This window comes from Nitrospinota bacterium (assembly GCA_027619975.1).
In the GTDB taxonomy this organism is placed as follows: Bacteria; Nitrospinota; Nitrospinia; order Nitrospinales; family VA-1; genus JADFGI01.
In genome coordinates, this window is the sequence record JAQCGX010000022.1 from 40,428 (window position 1) to 54,080 (window position 13,653).

Genomic DNA, 13,653 nt, shown 5'->3' on the forward strand with positions numbered 1-13,653 from the left:
AAATGGCAGATGATCTGGATAAGGATCAGACAAATTCCGTAAAAGATCAGGACGGGTCCCCTCCTGCCGATGAAGAAGCGGGAGAAGATCTGGGAAGGGACGAGAAAGGTCAGGGCGCCAAAAGCCTGGATCTGATTCTTGATATTCCTCTTACCGTGACCGTAGAACTAGGGCGCAGCAAGATGTTGATCAACGATCTACTGCAACTGGGGCAGGGGTCGGTTATTGAATTGACCAAGCTGGTTGGAGAGCCGCTTGAGGTTTTGATCAACCAAAAACTGGTGGCCCGGGGTGAGGTCGTGGTCGTCAATGAAAAATTCGGAGTTCGCTTGACAGACATTATAACTCCCATGGAAAGAGTGCAGTCACTCGCCTGATCCTTACAAAAGACTGCAGTTTCCACCACGTCCATTTATGATTCATTTTGTTTATCCGTACCGCCCAACTTTCCTTCCTTCTCTCTAAGTACCTCCGTCATAATCCCGTCTTTCCATCATAAAATGAAAATTTTTTAAAGTCTGGAACTTTAAAAAAAACAAATTTCTTCGTCCTTCCGAAAAACCAAACTATCTGATTTTCTTAAACTAAACGGAATAAGAAAGTCGCTCCGATTCTGCCACTCCATTTTTGTTACGATTCGGTATAGCCCTTGCACTTAAAACATTTAAGTAAGTTTATGAGTTTTTTTTGACACTACAACGCCGCTTAAATCGGCCTTCCACCAGTCATGCAAGAAAAGTGCAAAGGGATAAAATGGGTTTTTTTCCTCATGATTTTGTTTTTTCCTCCAGAGATAGGGTCTGCAAGCTCTGCAAGTGAAAACTTATTACAGGGTGTTTCCTCAGAATTAAGCGAAGGCAAGTTGACCGTACGGTTTGAATTTAGTGAACCTGTTTTAAACAGAGGAAAACCGGTTTTCGATAGAACATTCGTTCGCGTGAATGTTCCCAGGGCCTTTGTCCGCCCAACAAAACGTTTTTATTACACAGGCGATTCCAGGATCCCGCAAATTTTTGTGTCGCAACTCGATCCGGGCTCCTTGCAATTGCAATTCGTGCTTGGCGAGCAACTTCCCAATCTTCGAGAAAATTTTCAAGTGGAGGATCAAGGGCGATCTCTGGTTTTTCACTTTTTTAAAAAGGAAGAGGATGTGCTGAGTGAGTTTCTGACGCGGGCCGCGAACAGGGAGGAACCTCCCAATGTCCAGGAAACGAAGACCCTTCCGGTGCCTGATGAACGCACAATCCAGAACCTACCCGATCTTTTGGAAGCAAATAACAAGGGATTTATTTTGGATCAGGTCGCAGCCGAATCCCCGGCACCCGTAGCATCTTCCGAGCAAAAAATCCCCTCGACCCCGTCCCTGCGTTTTGAGGAGAACAAAGAGCGCGACTCCGGGGGGCCTATGGACCCTGTTTCCATCACCGTGAAAACGTTCACCATGTTTGCACTGGTCTTAGCGCTCATGTTTCTGGTCTTTTATTTATTCAAAAAGTTTGTTTTGAAAAATACAATTTTTGGCGGCAATGAAAAGTTCGTGCGGGTATTGGGTACGGGGTTTTTGGGGCCCAAGAAAAATATTGTCCTGGTGGAAGTGGTGGGCGAGATTCTTGTATTAGGAACGTCAAACGACAATATTTCTCTCCTCACTCATATTCAGGATAAGGAAAAAATAGAAAAGATCAAAGCCTTCGGGAAAGAAATGAACGGGAAAAAATTTTGGAACCCACAAAAAGGCAATGATCCCGTTCCAGAGCCTATTAACGAGCCTAGCAAACCGCAGGGTGAGTTTGCAAACTACCTCAAACAATTTTCCGGGGCCCCCTCTGAAAAAGAAAAGTCGTCGGTAGAAGAGGTGACCGAGCTGATTCGGAAAAACCTTGGAAAACTCAAAGCGCTATGATGCAAAGAAGCCGATGGTTTATTTTTTTATTGGCAGTCGTTCTGGGGCTTACACTGGCCTGGCCGGTTTCTGATGGATGGGCCATTCCGTTTCCCAGCATTCAGTTGGGGATCGATGATGTGAACGAACCCGCAAAAATATCCAGCGCCCTTCAAGTTCTGATCCTGCTCACCGTTCTGGCCCTCGCTCCTTCAATTCTTATCATGACGACGGCTTTCTCGCGAATCATCATTGTGCTGAGCTTTCTGCGTCAGGCCATGGGGACTCAGCAGACGCCGCCCACTCAGGTGTTGATTGGCCTGGGCATGTTTCTAACCTTTTTCGTGATGAGTCCTATTTGGGACGAAATCAATGTCCGGGCATTACAACCCTATATGGCAGAAGAAATGTCACAATTGGATGCTTTAAAACAGGCTGAAATTCCTCTGAAAAAATTCATGCTCAAGCAAACGCGGGAAAAAGATTTGTCCCTGTTTGTCAATCTTGTTGATGGCACGAGACCGGAAAAATCTGAAGATGTCGCCATGAGCACCCTGATCCCTGCTTTTATTATCAGCGAATTAAAGACTGCATTTCAGATAGGGTTTTTGATCTACATTCCATTTCTTATCCTGGATATGGTGGTCGCCAGTATTTTGCTATCCATGGGTATGATGATGCTTCCCCCCGTTTTGATATCCCTGCCGTTCAAGCTGATGCTGTTTGTCATGGTGGATGGCTGGTATTTGACGGTCGGGTCCTTAATGAAGAGTTTCAGCTAGAGAGAGAATCATGACACAGGCATTTATCATCGATTTCGCGATGGACAGCATGAAAACCACCTTGCTATTGTCCGCCCCCATGCTGGGGTTTGGGTTAGTGACAGGTCTTTTGGTTTCTATCTTTCAGGCGGTCACCTCCATTCAGGAGCTGACCCTGACCTTTATTCCGAAGATTCTGGCAGTTTTTTTCGCGATGATACTTTTTTTCCCCTGGTTGTTGCAGACCATGATGAGTTTCACGTCGAATATTCTGATCAACTTCCCTGAATTCATCCAGTAATGGACATTCTGAATTTTAACTTTTCCCAGTTGGAATCTTTTTTTTTCGTATTTTCCAGGGTAGTGGCGATTATCCTGTTTGCCCCCATTTTGGGGAGTGCACAGGTTCCTCCACGGCTGAAAGTTGGGTTGGCTCTGGGCTTCAGCCTATTGATTTTTCCCATGGTGAAGTCTCAGTCCTTGCCCGAACCCCTGGGAGTGTTCGATTTTGCGATTCACTTGGCGACCGATGCGGCGATTGGTCTGGCCATCTCTTTTGCAGTGCGCCTTATATTCACCGCCGTGCAGCTTGCAGGAACCGTGGTGGATTTTCAAATGGGATTTGGTGTGGTCAACGTCATCGACCCTCAAACCCAGGCGCAGGTATCCGTTACTGCGCAGTTTAATAATATTCTTGCGATCCTGATTTTTTTGGCCGCCGATGCGCACCATTTTATCATTGGCGCGGTGGTGCAAAGTTTTGAGTTGATCAATCCGGCCCTTGTGGATTTTTCGGATGTGACTCCAGAGTTTATCTTGAAAATTTTTGCATCAATGTTTCTGGTCGCAATCAAAATCTCTGCTCCCATCATGGCCATTTTGTTTTTTTTGAGCGTGGGTCTGGGGCTTGTGGCCCGAACCGTTCCACAGATGAACGTTTTTATTGTTGGGTTTCCCCTGCAAATCGGTGTGGGATTGGTCATGGTCGGTCTGTTCCTGCCTTTTTTCAGTGTTGTTTTGCAAAACCAGATAGCAGAGTTGCCTGCCAGGCTGGCTACCTTGATGCGGACATTTTAAACTTTAGGGAATGTTTACAAAACATGGAAAAGAACCAATATCCCCCTCACCTGAATCCTCTCCCTCAAAGGGGGAGAGGACGAATCTCCTTCTCCCCTTTGGGGAGAAGGCTGGGATGAGGGGCTATGTTCTGTTCTTTTGCTCTCTATATTGAGAGTTTGTAAATGAAGGAATCGATAAATGTCTATAATTTAGGGTTTCCCTTTTAAAGGTTTAGAAAAGAAAAGTGGCAGAAGAAAACAAAGACCAAAAAACCGAAGAGGCATCGAGCAAGCGCGTCACGGATGCGGAGGGCAAGGGCAACTTTGCGCTCAGCAAGGAACTGACCTCGTCCTTCATTCTATTGGGGGCGACGCTCTCCCTTTATGCTGTGGGGCAACAAGGGCCATTGAAAATGATGGTCTTGTGGCGTGCGCTCTTGTCTGAAGCGCATGTCTTTCAGTTGACCACAGAGGAATTGTACAAGGCGTTTGTTCTGGTCATGAAAAGCACCTTTTTTATTTTAAGCCCTATTCTTTTTACAATTATGATCGCGGGCATCATTGCCAACCTCATTCAAACCCGTGGGTTGAAAATCTCAACGCATCCTCTCATCCCAAAGTTTAACAAGCTGAACCCTCTCAAAGGGTTTGGCAGAATATTTTCGAAAAACTCTTTGATGGAGCTTTTAAAATCTCTCTTCAAAGTTTTTATCGTTTCGGTCATTGCTTATCAAACCATAAAGGGGCATTGGGATGAAATTCCTCCTTTAATGCATTTCGAAGTGGGGCAGATTTTGATATTTCTGGGGAAAGTGTCCCTGGAAATTATGATCAAGGTGTTGCTGGTCATGATTTTTCTTGCCCTGGTGGATTATTTATTTCAAAAATACACCTATATGGAAAACCTGCGCATGAGCAAGCAGGAGGTGAAGGATGAAAGAAAGGAAACGGATGGCAATCCACAGATCAAACAAAGGATTCGCCGCGCTCAAATGGAGATGGCTCGCAAGCGAATGATGAGCGCCGTTCCCCAAGCGGATGTTGTGGTCACCAACCCGACGCACCTTGCCATAGCCATCAAATATGATATCGATAAATACGCGGCCCCCATTCTGGTGGCGAAAGGAGCCGGAGCCATCGCACAAAGAATCCGCTCCATTGCCGAGGAGCATGGCATTCCAATCGTGGAGGACAAGCCTCTGGCCCGGGTTCTTCACAAGACGGTGGAAGTGGGGCAATTGATCCCCGCCAGCCTGTATAAGGCTGTTGCGGAAATTCTGGCTTATGTGTACCGCTTAAAAGGAAAATCCAACCTTTAAAAGTGGATGTAAAAAATAACTCAATCTGAAAATGGAAACTTGACACATGGCAAAGGTAAACCCTTTTAGCTTAATAATGGAGAGACCTCAGGAATTGGTCGTGGCTGTCGGAGTCGTGGGGATTCTGGCGGTTATGGTCATGCCGATTCCGACTTTTTTTCTAGACATCCTGCTGTCCTTCAGTCTCACTTTCGCCATCATTATTTTACTGGTCTCTATTTTCATGCTGGAGCCTTTGGAATTTTCCATTTTCCCGTCTCTCCTGCTGATCGTGACCCTTTTACGCTTGTCACTCAACGTGGCCACCACCCGAATCATATTATTGCATGGCAGTGAAGGCCCTGCTTCAGCGGGACAGGTGATCGAATCCTTTGGTTCCTTTGTCGTTGGTGGAAATTATGCGGTCGGGACAGTTATTTTTATCATCCTGGTCATGATCAATTTCATCGTTATTACTAAAGGTTCCGTCAGGACCTCGGAAGTCGCGGCGCGTTTTACCCTGGATGCGATTCCGGGAAAGCAGATGAGTATTGACGCCGATTTAAATGCAGGAATTATCACCGATCAGGATGCCCGCCTTCGCAGGCAGACTCTGGAAAGGGAGGCCGATTTCTATGGGTCTATGGACGGTGCCATCCGGTTTGTACGGGGGGATGCCATTGCCGGAATACTCATTACCCTGATTAACATCATCGGCGGGTTCAGTATAGGCGTGCTCCAGCAGGGCATGGATGTGGCGGAGGCTGCCCAGAACTACACCTTGCTTACCATTGGCGACGGTCTGGTTTCGCAATTACCGGCGCTGGTAATTTCCACGGCGGCGGGTCTTGTGGTCACGCGTGCGGTTTCCGATAAAAGTCTTCCCTACGAGCTCATGGGGCAGTTGCTCAATCAACCCTACGCATTTGTAATCGCTTCTGTATGCTTGTTATTTTTCGGTCTGATTCCCGGACTGCCGCATTTTCCGTTTTTTCTGCTAAGCCTGCTTACCGGGATTGTAGCTTTTATCCGATTAAAAGATATCCAGACTAGTGATGCAAAAAAATTGAAAAAAATAGATGATGAAGCCAGGGCTCCCGTCCCGGAACGGGTGGAGTCCATCCTGCCTCTCGATATCATGGAGCTTGAGGTCGGGTATGAGCTGATTCCCCTGGTAGATGCGGACCGCAATGGCGAGCTTCTGGATCGTATCAAATCCATCCGCAGACAATTTGCCCTGGAGATGGGATTTATTGTTCCCCCATTGCATATCCGCGACAACCTGCAATTGAAAGCCAGTGATTATGCCATTGTGCTCAAGGGCGTGGAAGTGGCGAAAGGAAGTATCATGATGGGCCGTCTTTTGGCCATGAACCCCGGAACAACGGAAAAGGAAATCGAAGGCATCAAAACCCAGGAACCGACTTTCGGATTGCCGGCGGTATGGATTCCTACCAGCGCCAAGCAGGAAGCGCAGATGGCCGGGTATACGGTCGTCGATCCCGCCACGGTGATCACCACTCATATCAAGGAAACCATCAAGCGCCATGGCCACGAACTTTTGGGCCGTCAGGAAGCCCAGGCTCTGATGGATAAGTTCAAGGAATCCAATCCCAAGGTGGTGGAGGAACTCATCCCCAACCTGCTCAGCCTGGGCAAAGTGCAAAAAGTGTTACAGAATCTTCTGAAAGAGCAAATTACCATTCGCGATCTCCGTACCATTCTGGAGCAGTTGGCGGATTATGCTCCATCGACTCAGGATACGGATATTCTGACTGAATTTGTCCGCCAGGCGCTGGCGCGGCCCATCACCAAACAGTATCAGTCGGCAGATGGAACCCTGTCCGTCATGACCCTGGACCGGGGGATCGAGGGCATCATCGAAGGGTCCATACAGAGAACGGAGTCGGTGTCTTTTCTGGCATTAGAACCCGGCATTGCAGAGAAACTATTGGCGAGGCTCAAAGAAGCTATGGAAATATTGGCGCCCAGGCTGGAATCATCCCCGATTTTGTTGGCGTCGCCATCCATTCGTCTCCATCTGCGGCGATTTACAGAGAGATTCCTTCCGGATCTGGTGATTTTGTCGCACAACGAAGTGACGCCTTCCGTTCAGATCAAGACGTTGCGAGTGGTGAATATCAATGCGAATTAGAAAAATTTTGGCAAATAGTTATTCCGAGGCCCTGTCCAGGGTGAAGCAAGAACTTGGGGAGGATGCTCTGGTTTTAAGTACCCGTTCCCTGAAACCAGGCACGACTTTTGGCAAGGTGGGAAATTACGCCAGGGTGGAAATCACTGCGGCTTTTGAACCCCCAGAAAGTAAAGAACAAGTGGCTATCAAAAGTGGTCCCTGGAATGATGAGAAGACCCTTTCTTTAAAAGAGGACGACCTGGATCTGAAGACCCTGATATTTTCATTGTTGAGCCGGACGGAACGGGCGCAAACTATGGGGTTGAAAAGCCACCAGGTGGAATCGTATTCGCGTTTGGTGGCAGGGGGGGTGGACGAGCGGCTGGCATCCAAAATAATCGAAAAAGCCTCCAGGGGGAGTTCAGCGGATAACCGCAATTTCCGTTCGGAGCGTCAGGAAATTGTTGATCTGATGAAGCAGGTTCTGCTTTGTGATGGTGAAATCAAGCTGGAGGGGAAACGAACCAAAAAGGTGATTTTTGTCGGACCCACCGGAGCGGGGAAGACCACCACGATCGCCAAGATTGCTGCAGATTTTGCCTTGCGGAAGAAGAAAAAGGTGGCGATGGTGACTCTCGACACCTTCCGGATAGGAGCCATCGACCAATTGAAAACGTACGGGGAAATCATGGGAGTTCCGGTAGAAACAGTACGCAACTGCCAGGAACTAAAGGCACTTGTCCAGAAACATGCCGATAAGGATCTTCTTTTGATCGACACGATGGGGAAAAGTCATAAGGATAAGGCTTATTCAGGTCAACTCAAGGTGATGCTCAATGAGTTGGGGAGCGTGGAAACTCAATTGGTGCTGAGTGTCACGACTCAGGAAAAAATTTTGCAGGAGTCCATGAAACAATTTTCCATGTTGGGAATTGACCGCGTACTATTTACTAAACTGGATGAAGGAATGAGTTTTGGTTCGTTGTTTAATTTCTCACTGCGGACACGGATTCCTTTTTCTTATTTTACTACGGGACAGAGAGTTCCAGAGGACATTGAAATTGCCAACAAGGAAAAGGTAATTAAATTGATTTTTAATTAAATTCCATATAGATTGGGGAACGAAAACTTGGCTTTTGGAGATCAGGCATCCACGTTAAAAAAAATTGTACGCAATGAAATGAGAAACTCATCCCTCAGGGTGATGGCTGTGAGTAGCGGTAAGGGTGGTGTTGGAAAAACCAACATTGTCGCTAACCTGGCTTACGCACTCTCAAAAAGAGGCAAGAAGGTATTGGTCGTTGATGCAGACCTTGGCCTTAACAATATCGATATTCTGCTCGGTTTGACGCCCAAATATCATATCGGGCATGTGTTGTCGGGCGAGAAAAATGTTGAGGATATCATCGTCAAAGGGCCCGGAGGCCTTACTGTCCTTCCCGCAGGCGATGGTCTGCAGGAGCTGACTCAGCTGGAAAGCGAGAAGAAGATGCTTCTCATGGACGAGTTGGACAAGATCAGCTCAGGCTACGATTTTCTCTTTTTCGATACCGGCGCCGGAATATCCGCCAATGTCACGTATTTTTGTAGCGCCGCCCATGAAATTATCCTGGTCGCCACCACAGAACCCACCTCATTGACGGATGTGTACGCCTTGATTAAAGTCTTGCATCAAAAGCACGCACAAAAACATTTCCGGCTCGTCATCAACGCCGTGAGTTCGGAAAGAGAAGCGCAATCCGTATTTCGTAATTTATCTGCCGTGACGGATAAGTTTTTAAGAAACGTATCTGTAGAATACCTTGGTTTTATTTTGTCCGACCCCAATGTTCCCAGGGCCGTTCGCCAGCAAAAGGCTGTGATGGATTTATACCCGTACTCAAAATTCAGCCAATGCCTCCATACGCTAGCGGAAAAAATTGATTATGAAAAAAGGCTGGAAACGGTAGAGGGCGACCGTCCTTTCTTTTGGAAAAGTACGTTCCAAATCCAATGACTAAGTTTCAAATTAAAAAAATGGCCGTATCCTTTGCCCTTTTGTCCTTTGCAGTTCTGGCGTTTGGGAGTGTATTCAGTGGTTCCCGGTTGACGACTGCATTTGTCCGGGGGATAGAAGCCGCTTTGCTTTTTGGAGGCGTCGCCTGGGCTTTGGGTTCTATGATAATGCAGGATACGGATGAAAAACCCCAGGATGAGAAAATCCCCAAGGAAGCTAATCTGGATGAACCAGTTTGAAAAAAGTAACGAAAGAATTTTTGAATGGCTGAAAAACCCCATGTAATAACGAAACCAGGTGGTTCAGGAAAGCCTCAGGTTTTGCAGGAAATCGAAATTTCCCACGAAAACCGGGATGAGGTTAACCAGGAATATGGGCCAATGATCAAGTATGTCGCCAATCGTATTGCGATGCGCCTGCCGCCTCATATTGAGGTCGATGATTTGATCAGCGTCGGTGTTTTGGGTTTGATCGATGCGATTAAGAAATATGATCCCGGCCGTGGGGCCAAGTTTAAAACTTATGCCGAATTTCGGGTGCGGGGAGCGATCCTTGATGAACTCCGCTCAATGGACTGGGTTCCCCGCTCGGTCAGACAAAAAGCCGCCTCTTTGGATGCCGTCGTCCAAAAAATGCAAAGCAAGCTGGGACGGCCCCCTGAAGACGATGAGGTGGCCGCCGAGATGGGTATGGAAATGGATGATTATTTTGATGTCCTTAATGAAACCCGAAGCATGCCGGTTCTGAGTCTTGAGGATCTTGGTATCGCAAAAGATACGGGAGAGCAGCAAAGTCTTCTGGACTGTCTGGCAGGGAAGGGGGACGCCGATCCGCAGACGCAACACCGTCTCACTGAGCTGAAAGAAATCATTGCCAAAGCTATCGACCAGCTTCCCGAGAAAGAAAAATTTATGATTTCTTTATATTATTATGAAGAACTCACCATGCGGGAAATTGGCGAGGTTCTTAGTATTACAGAATCCCGAGTTTCGCAGATTCACTCCAAAGCGGTATTTCGCCTTAGAACCAAACTCAAATCCTTGATCGCCGAAGAAATGTAGCCTCTTCTTGATTTAATAGATTTTATTTCCTCTTTCCTCTGGTGGCCGGGTTTTCCAGCGACGGTGCACCCACATCCAATTCTCCGGGTGTTTCCTGACCACGGACTCGATGACTTTTTGGCATTCCTGAGTCCAGCTTAAAACGTCTTCTTCTTTATTTCCGGTTTTTTCCAGCTTCAGCTCGGGTTGAATTTCTATTGTGTAGGTGCCATTGCTATTGGGATGAACAAAGATGGGCAGGATAGGGGTGTTCATTTTGTAGCTCAATAAGGCGACAGACCGGGCAGTGGCCGCCTTTTTCCCAAAAAAATCGACAAAAACGCCGCCCACAGCGGTATTTTGATCCATCATCACCGCGACGCAGGAATTGTTTTTTAAAGCGCGGACGATCTTGAGAGGGGAGTCGTCCCGAAAAAATATGCCGTTGCCGGAGCGGGTTCTAAAATCGCAAGTGGCTTTTTCCAAATACGGGTTGTCCTGTCGCCTGACAATGGAGTATAGGTGCATGGCTCCAATATAGCCGTTGTACATCGCCATGGCTTCCCAGTTACCGTAGTGGGCCATCAGGATAAATGCCCCTTTGTTCTTTTGTAAACAATCGGTAAGAATGTGCAGGTTTTCTGGAACCTCTGGAAACAGTAGGTAGGTGCGTTTTTTGGTGTCGTGCTGGAGCCACAGGCACTGCAGGGCGGAAATCGTCATCTGCATGAAGGATTGGCGGATGATCTGTTTTTTTTCCTGCTGTGATTTTGAATCTGCAAAGGCGATATCGAGATTGGTCATGGCGACTTGAATTCTCTTCTCAGAAAATACGTGGAGCAACCTGCCCAGAGTTCGGCCAATATGATAAACCCCACAGGCAGAAAAAGGGCGGACGGCGAGGGAAAGGAGTTCCATTCCTCCATACTCGACAAGATGCCTTAGCTTATTGAGGAATGTTTTTTTTCTGGACATGATCCGTGAGGTTTCAAGGTGTTGGGTAATGGCTGGCGGACAACCATGAGTTCTAACGGATTAAAGGAGCGCATTCTGAGATTCACGGATAGCGAAGTGTGTTCTTAACTTTCTGCGATGGCTTGAGCTATGGCGTAATTGTTGTCATGCGACAGGGAAATATGGATGGTTTTGATTTCTAATTGCTTCGCTATTTCTTTCCCTTTTCCGGACAAAGTTACCAGAGGTTTTCCGGTTTTCGTATTGGTGACCTCAATGTCCTTGAAAGATACTTCCTGGTCCATTCCTGTTCCCAGACATTTCATCACGGCTTCCTTGGCGGCAAAACGGGCGGCAAAATGGATGCTGGGTTCGGCCCTCGCTTGACAATAAAGGATTTCGTTCGCTGTGAAAATCTTTTCTTCAAACCGGGTCGCATATTTTTCCAGGGACTTTTTTATTCGGGCCACTTCGACGATGTCTACTCCTGTTCCGATGATCATAAAAGGTTCCGGGTATCAAAGAGAATCTGAGAAAATCGTATTATTGCAAATCCAGTGAACTGAAACCAATCCTTTATTGGGGAACAGAAATGCAGGGCATTTCCAGGGCCGTTTCGATTTCTTCCCTGGACATCGCCCCATTTCGAACGATGAGGGGAGGCGACAGGGCTACGTCCAGAACGGTGGATTCCTTTCCACTGGTTGCGGGGCCTCCGTCGATAATCAGGTCCACCTGGGACCCGAGCGTTTCCTGTACTTCTTCCGCAGTCGTGGCATTTGCAGATCCGCTGATATTGGCGCTGGTCGCGGTTATGGGATAACCAATTCCTGCCAAGAGTTTGCGGACCTGTTCATTACCCGGCTGACGGATTCCTATTTTACCTGTATTTGCAGTCAACTGGGTCGGCAAATGAGGGTGGGCGGAAAATAAAATCGTTAACGGGCCCGGCCAAAGTTTCTTGATTAAAATTTTTGCTGTTGGATTAATTTCCAAGGCCAGAATACTCACCTGATGGATGGTGCTAATTAATACCAGCAACGGTTTATCTTCCGGCCTTTGCTTGATTTTAAAAATCCTGGAAAGGGCTTTTTTGTGGAAAGGATTGGCTCCAAGACCGTAAAAAGTATCGGTTGGAAAAGCGATCACTCCCCCAAGGTTGAGGACCCGTTTTATTTTTACGACTTGAGCCTGGAAAACGGTCTCGTTATCGAAGTCAATCTTTATTATTTTGGGCATGAGCGGTTTGGATCTTACGGCTTTTGATTTCCACTTCTTTGGCTTGATATTTTTTGTATTGAATTAGTTTTGAGCGCAGCTTGCTGTCTTCCAGCGCCAGTATTTGAACGGCAAGAAGGCCTGCGTTTTTGGCTCCGGATTTTCCGATGCCCATCGTTGCGACCGGCACGCCTCCTGGCATTTGCGAGGTTGACAATAGAGCATCCAGACCTTTGTGGGGGCTGGAATCCACAGGGACGCCAATAACCGGTAATACGCTCTCGGCGGCGATCGATCCCGCGAGATGGGCTGCGGCTCCTGCGCCTGCGATCAAAATTTTAACGCCATTTTTTTCTGCTTTTTTGACGTAACTTCTCGTTCGAGACGGGGACCTGTGGGCTGAGGACACAAGAATCTCATGCTCCACGCCGAATTGCTTCAGAATGTTGCTGGTTTCTTCCATGACTGGAAAATCTGAATCGCTGCCCATGATGATACCGACAAGTGGTTTGCTCAATCCGGGAGTCTCCTCAAATGAATGTTGGTTATTTAATACCCAGAGACAGGGGTGGAACTGAATTTATAGCAAGTTTTTTCCGGGGGATCAAGGAAGGACTCCAACCCAGGTGATATCAGTTCAGTTTTTTTCGTGACCGTTAAGTCAAAAAACGGAATTTACAAGTGGACTTGAAAGAAACGCGTATTGTTTCTTACTAAAAATCAAACCTGAAAAATTTGTTTTACTAGGAAGTTTGTGCATAATCAAATGGTATTTTTTGGTAAGTCTAAAAATTATTGATAACACTGGCAGATATACGTGAAAACTCTCAAAGTTTTATTGATTGAAGATGATTCTGAAGATCGTCTTATTATAAAGGATCTGCTCGAAAAATCTAATTTGCAGATTGACCTCGATGAAGCGGCTTCGTCTTCGGAGGGGTTGGAAAAACTAAAATCCAATTCCTATGACTGTGCAATAGTTGACTATGTCATTCCCGGTGTAACAGGCTTGGATGTTTTCATGCTTTCCCGTGAAGCTGGCGTTAACACCCCGTTTATCTTCCTGACCGGCTACGGGGATAATGATCTGGCTGCGGAACTGATTCGCCGGGGTGCTTTCGATTATTTGTGTAAAAGAGAATTAAACTGCGGCAATCTGTCATACAAGATAATAAAAGCGGTAACTGATTCGAAATGAGTAGAATTTAGGACTCTAGCAGGTTGCTGAAAAAGAGAAAAATCCGTCAGCGAGTTAAGTTTTACAGGTTTTTGCTTTTAAGTGGCACAGCCTTTCCAGGCTGTGCGCACAGGC

General features: G+C 46.9%; 16 protein-coding genes. 12 read left to right on the plus strand and 4 right to left on the minus strand.

Annotated features, from left to right (window positions below; translation table 11 throughout):
• Positions 1–2 precede the first annotated feature (2 nt).
• The 11 genes from fliN to O3C58_09100 all read left to right on the plus strand — a co-directional run bounded on the left by fliN (position 3) and on the right by O3C58_09100 (position 10,190).
• Positions 3–377 carry a flagellar motor switch protein FliN gene (fliN, locus tag O3C58_09050; GenBank protein ID MDA0692001.1) on the plus strand — a complete coding sequence of 125 codons (375 nt, stop codon included), beginning with the start codon at positions 3–5 and terminating at the stop codon, positions 375–377.
• 392 nt (positions 378–769) lie between these two features.
• Positions 770–1,903 (plus strand): flagellar biosynthetic protein FliO, encoded by a 1,134-nt coding sequence (fliO, locus tag O3C58_09055; protein MDA0692002.1) that lies wholly within the window; start codon positions 770–772, stop codon positions 1,901–1,903.
• Complete coding sequence (gene fliP / locus O3C58_09060) at positions 1,903–2,664, plus strand: flagellar type III secretion system pore protein FliP (protein MDA0692003.1); 762 nt, start codon at positions 1,903–1,905, stop codon at positions 2,662–2,664. Before fliO ends, fliP begins: the two co-directional genes overlap by 1 nt.
• Before the next feature lie 10 nt (positions 2,665–2,674).
• Positions 2,675–2,944, plus strand: a complete 270-nt coding sequence (gene fliQ, locus O3C58_09065; GenBank protein ID MDA0692004.1) for a flagellar biosynthesis protein FliQ — start codon at positions 2,675–2,677, stop codon at positions 2,942–2,944.
• Positions 2,944–3,720, plus strand: a complete 777-nt coding sequence (gene fliR, locus O3C58_09070; GenBank protein ID MDA0692005.1) for a flagellar biosynthetic protein FliR — start codon at positions 2,944–2,946, stop codon at positions 3,718–3,720. The genes fliQ and fliR overlap by 1 nt, the downstream gene beginning before the upstream one ends.
• A 226-nt stretch (positions 3,721–3,946) precedes the next feature.
• The gene (flhB, locus tag O3C58_09075) at positions 3,947–5,020 is read left to right on the plus strand and encodes a flagellar biosynthesis protein FlhB (protein ID MDA0692006.1); all 1,074 of its coding nucleotides are present in this window, start codon (positions 3,947–3,949) and stop codon (positions 5,018–5,020) included.
• Between the two features lie 46 nt (positions 5,021–5,066).
• Complete coding sequence (gene flhA / locus O3C58_09080) at positions 5,067–7,154, plus strand: flagellar biosynthesis protein FlhA (protein MDA0692007.1); 2,088 nt, start codon at positions 5,067–5,069, stop codon at positions 7,152–7,154.
• Positions 7,144–8,235 (plus strand): AAA family ATPase, encoded by a 1,092-nt coding sequence (locus O3C58_09085; protein ID MDA0692008.1) that lies wholly within the window; start codon positions 7,144–7,146, stop codon positions 8,233–8,235. The genes flhA and O3C58_09085 overlap by 11 nt, the downstream gene beginning before the upstream one ends.
• A 27-nt stretch (positions 8,236–8,262) precedes the next feature.
• Positions 8,263–9,129 (plus strand): MinD/ParA family protein, encoded by an 867-nt coding sequence (locus tag O3C58_09090; GenBank protein MDA0692009.1) that lies wholly within the window; start codon positions 8,263–8,265, stop codon positions 9,127–9,129.
• Positions 9,126–9,368 (plus strand): hypothetical protein, encoded by a 243-nt coding sequence (locus tag O3C58_09095; protein ID MDA0692010.1) that lies wholly within the window; start codon positions 9,126–9,128, stop codon positions 9,366–9,368. Before O3C58_09090 ends, O3C58_09095 begins: the two co-directional genes overlap by 4 nt.
• A gap of 24 nt (positions 9,369–9,392) precedes the next feature.
• A complete protein-coding gene (locus O3C58_09100; GenBank protein ID MDA0692011.1) occupies positions 9,393–10,190 on the plus strand; it encodes a FliA/WhiG family RNA polymerase sigma factor in 798 nt (265 codons plus the stop codon).
• A gap of 12 nt (positions 10,191–10,202) precedes the next feature.
• On the opposite strand, the gene O3C58_09105 is transcribed toward O3C58_09100, so the two are convergent.
• From O3C58_09105 to purE, 4 genes are all read right to left on the minus strand, one after another.
• Positions 10,203–11,144, minus strand: a complete 942-nt coding sequence (locus O3C58_09105; protein MDA0692012.1) for a lysophospholipid acyltransferase family protein — start codon at positions 11,142–11,144, stop codon at positions 10,203–10,205.
• A gap of 104 nt (positions 11,145–11,248) precedes the next feature.
• The gene (gene acpS / locus O3C58_09110) at positions 11,249–11,626 is read right to left on the minus strand and encodes a holo-ACP synthase (protein ID MDA0692013.1); all 378 of its coding nucleotides are present in this window, start codon (positions 11,624–11,626) and stop codon (positions 11,249–11,251) included.
• Positions 11,627–11,699: 73 nt separating this feature from the next.
• A complete protein-coding gene (locus O3C58_09115) occupies positions 11,700–12,362 on the minus strand; it encodes an L-threonylcarbamoyladenylate synthase (protein ID MDA0692014.1) in 663 nt (220 codons plus the stop codon).
• Complete coding sequence (purE, locus tag O3C58_09120) at positions 12,340–12,858, minus strand: 5-(carboxyamino)imidazole ribonucleotide mutase (protein ID MDA0692015.1); 519 nt, start codon at positions 12,856–12,858, stop codon at positions 12,340–12,342. Before purE ends, O3C58_09115 begins: the two co-directional genes overlap by 23 nt.
• Before the next feature lie 300 nt (positions 12,859–13,158).
• Between purE and O3C58_09125 the strand changes: the two genes are divergently transcribed.
• Positions 13,159–13,539, plus strand: coding sequence for a response regulator (locus O3C58_09125; GenBank protein ID MDA0692016.1), 381 nt, complete (start codon positions 13,159–13,161; stop codon positions 13,537–13,539).
• Positions 13,540–13,653 lie beyond the last annotated feature (114 nt).

Coding starts and splice junctions, on each gene's coding strand:
- fliN (MDA0692001.1), top strand. CDS start 3: ATGGCAGATGATCTGGATAAGGATCAGACAAATTCCGTAAAAGATCAG.
- fliO (MDA0692002.1), top strand. CDS start 770: ATGATTTTGTTTTTTCCTCCAGAGATAGGGTCTGCAAGCTCTGCAAGT.
- fliP (MDA0692003.1), top strand. CDS start 1,903: ATGCAAAGAAGCCGATGGTTTATTTTTTTATTGGCAGTCGTTCTGGGG.
- fliQ (MDA0692004.1), top strand. CDS start 2,675: ATGACACAGGCATTTATCATCGATTTCGCGATGGACAGCATGAAAACC.
- fliR (MDA0692005.1), top strand. CDS start 2,944: ATGGACATTCTGAATTTTAACTTTTCCCAGTTGGAATCTTTTTTTTTC.
- flhA (MDA0692007.1), top strand. CDS start 5,067: ATGGCAAAGGTAAACCCTTTTAGCTTAATAATGGAGAGACCTCAGGAA.
- O3C58_09085 (MDA0692008.1), top strand. CDS start 7,144: ATGCGAATTAGAAAAATTTTGGCAAATAGTTATTCCGAGGCCCTGTCC.
- O3C58_09095 (MDA0692010.1), top strand. CDS start 9,126: ATGACTAAGTTTCAAATTAAAAAAATGGCCGTATCCTTTGCCCTTTTG.
- O3C58_09100 (MDA0692011.1), top strand. CDS start 9,393: ATGGCTGAAAAACCCCATGTAATAACGAAACCAGGTGGTTCAGGAAAG.
- O3C58_09105 (MDA0692012.1), bottom strand. CDS start 11,144: ATGTCCAGAAAAAAAACATTCCTCAATAAGCTAAGGCATCTTGTCGAG.
- acpS (MDA0692013.1), bottom strand. CDS start 11,626: ATGATCATCGGAACAGGAGTAGACATCGTCGAAGTGGCCCGAATAAAA.
- O3C58_09115 (MDA0692014.1), bottom strand. CDS start 12,362: ATGCCCAAAATAATAAAGATTGACTTCGATAACGAGACCGTTTTCCAG.